The 2,413-nt window shown below is 48.7% G+C and carries 5 protein-coding genes, 1 tRNA gene and 1 pseudogene; all 7 read right to left on the bottom strand.

Going from position 1 to position 2,413, the window contains the following annotated elements:
• Positions 1-188 (bottom strand): hypothetical protein (locus BM114_RS05665; protein ID WP_143089259.1); only part of this gene is annotated, 188 nt, incomplete at its 3' end.
• Positions 189-210: 22 nt separating this feature from the next.
• A tRNA-OTHER gene (locus tag BM114_RS05660) sits at positions 211-292 on the bottom strand.
• Positions 293-388: 96 nt separating this feature from the next.
• On the bottom strand, positions 389-712 hold the full coding sequence (locus BM114_RS05655) for a hypothetical protein (RefSeq protein WP_092111279.1): 324 nt from the start codon (positions 710-712) through the stop codon (positions 389-391).
• 135 nt (positions 713-847) lie between these two features.
• Positions 848-1,465, bottom strand: coding sequence for a hypothetical protein (locus tag BM114_RS05650; protein WP_092111277.1), 618 nt, complete (start codon positions 1,463-1,465; stop codon positions 848-850).
• On the bottom strand, positions 1,458-1,622 hold the full coding sequence (locus BM114_RS14320) for a hypothetical protein (RefSeq protein ID WP_177207054.1): 165 nt from the start codon (positions 1,620-1,622) through the stop codon (positions 1,458-1,460). Before BM114_RS14320 ends, BM114_RS05650 begins: the two co-directional genes overlap by 8 nt.
• Positions 1,619-1,975 (bottom strand): hypothetical protein, encoded by a 357-nt coding sequence (locus BM114_RS05645; RefSeq protein WP_092111275.1) that lies wholly within the window; start codon positions 1,973-1,975, stop codon positions 1,619-1,621. Before BM114_RS05645 ends, BM114_RS14320 begins: the two co-directional genes overlap by 4 nt.
• Positions 1,976-2,105: 130 nt before the next feature.
• Positions 2,106-2,413, bottom strand: a pseudogene (locus BM114_RS14315) (hypothetical protein); the annotation flags it as partial.

Below are 2,413 nucleotides of genomic sequence, written 5' to 3'. Positions count from 1 at the left end.
TTCTGTGCCTCCCCGACGCTGGCAAAGCGGTGTTTTACGCTGCCGTCGTAGTTTATCACGAGCACGGGGCGTGGCAGGAAGCCCTGCCGTCCCCTCTCCGTTATCATTCCCGGGCGGCTCTTCTTGTGTCCGCCCTTGTTCCTTGGCGTGAGGCCTTTCGCAAAGCGGCCCGTTTCTGTTCTTTCCATATCAATATCCATTTAGCATTCGTGCACCGGGCAGGACTCGAACCTGCAAGAACCTCTACCACTTTTGCGCTTCGAAGCGTGTCTGCCAATTCCACCACCGATGCAGGTGGGGCGACGCTTCGCCCCTTATAATCCAAAACTTTAACTATGAGCCATCACCCTCACGGGCTTTTCCAAAACGGCGGCGCACCGCCGGTATATCACTTCATCCCGCACTCCCGGAGCAGCTTGTTCACGGATTCATCCGCCTCACGCGCCGCATAGGTCTTCCTGATTGCGTCCAGTAGACCCTTGAGATGCTCGTCGCCGAAGTGCTTTGCCGCAATCTCCACGACGATGCGGAACGCGTCGTTCCGTACCATGTTCATCATGAGCAGCATGAGAGCGGATTCCGTTTTGCAAGTCGCGCTGACCGTGTTCCCCTGACTGTCCATCAGCAGGACTTCCATATCAAGCTCCTTTCCAATCTCCATCATGGCCTTCATGTGGGCGAGATATTCTTCGTACTTCTTTTGCTTGTCCATTTTTCCTTTTTTTTGTTAGTTTAAAATTGCCCGTATGGCCGATAGCGCAGCCTCCTACATTTCAAGGATTCTCAGGTTCTTGAAGCGTGGCACGGTAAGCGTAACTTATCCGGTCTATTTTTTTCATTCTCACATTTAATCTACTTTTTCAAATTCATAAACCACGACCCACGGATTGCGCAGCCAAGTTCCTTTGCCGCTGATTTTATTGATGAGGGCAGAAAATGCTTTTCGTGGGTCATTGCCAAGCCATGTTCGCGAATGAGTTTCCTTGTTGTAGTTAACATAGTAGCCACCATTTGCATACTCTATGCCCTCGCGCATTATATCATCATCAGAAATCGCCTGTAAGCGTTCCATGCGTACATCGGTAATCTTGATGTGGTGGGGAAGCAAGTCGGCTTTCACAAATAATTTGTTGTTCCATCCTTTTGATTCCGTCAGGAAGTGATAACTGTCTTCCATTTCAAAATCAGCATTAGGATAAAGTGTTTTGTAACTCTGTGCTATCGCCACAACCTCTCCGACTTGGTAGCGTGGTCGTAACACTCCTATTTGTTTCTCTTTATCATGTAAAGAGAAACTGTAAGCATTAAGCAAAGAACTGTATTCGTGGAATATTGTTGCCACATCTTCCATCGTGTAACCATCAGCCATTAGCGGCTTTTCTATCCTCCGTGTCATTGTCTTTGTTCCGTCAAGCACCGCCTGGGTGAGGGCGAATTTATCATTGAACATTATTTTCTTACTCATAATCCTCCAATATTTTAGCTTTTATTTTTTTTGCCTTTGCATAAGAACCGCGCCAAGGCAGACAACCGTCATATACGGTCTGCCACGGTAAATACCAAGCACGCTTTACTTCCACTTCGCATAAGCATATTCCTGCTTGAACAATTCTGACTTTCATTGCCTCGCCTCGCTTTCTTTTGGGAGTTGCGGAATCTCCAACCAGTAATCTACATCCAATACACAACCACAGTCATCATAGAAGCAATAGTTTTCCTCATCCTCTTCAATGTCATAGTAGGCGGAATAAGTTATTCCATCCTTACATACAACGATGAATGGCATATCCACACAGTCGCCTTTTAGTTCCGTTGGTAAATCACCGTCGGCGACCGAGTGCCAAGGATTGGCTGGATGGCTATCGCTCCATAATGCGCCATCAACGAACGCATCTTCAACAGCATCGTCAATATTACTATAGCTTCTGCAAACATATTCAAGTGCAGTTACTCTGATTTCTTCTTCTCTACTCATATCTGTTATTTTTGATTGTTCATTAAAGTCGGGAGTGCGGAAGCTACACCCGGCAACGCCGTGCCGCCACAACGGCCGCCTCCTGGTAACTGCCCACGACCGCACCCCCTTGCTGCCGCGTCAGCAGCCGTTATAATTCAACCTCCGTAAACTCGCCGTCGGTGAGCCTGTACCAAACATCCTCCTTGATGCGCTTACCATCCACCTGCTCGGTCTTCACGCAGACGGGAACCCACTCATCTAAAGCATCGTCTTTCTTCCACTCCGCAAGCGTAATCCAGCTGCCTTTCTTTGCCTTTGCGCAGGAATTGTAACCGGCTGCCATGACAACGGAGTGGTCTCCTGTACTTTCTATCTGGGCATAGTCTCCCGATGCTGCGAGCTTGGCATAGTCTCCCGATGCTGCGAGCTGGGCAGAGTCTCCCGATGCTGCGAGCT

The sequence above is a fragment of the Prevotella sp. KH2C16 genome, assembly GCF_900113305.1.
In the GTDB taxonomy this organism is placed as follows: Bacteria; Bacteroidota; Bacteroidia; order Bacteroidales; family Bacteroidaceae; genus Prevotella.
Note: the sequence above shows the minus strand (reverse complement) of the source record. Positions and strands in the feature narration are given on the sequence as shown.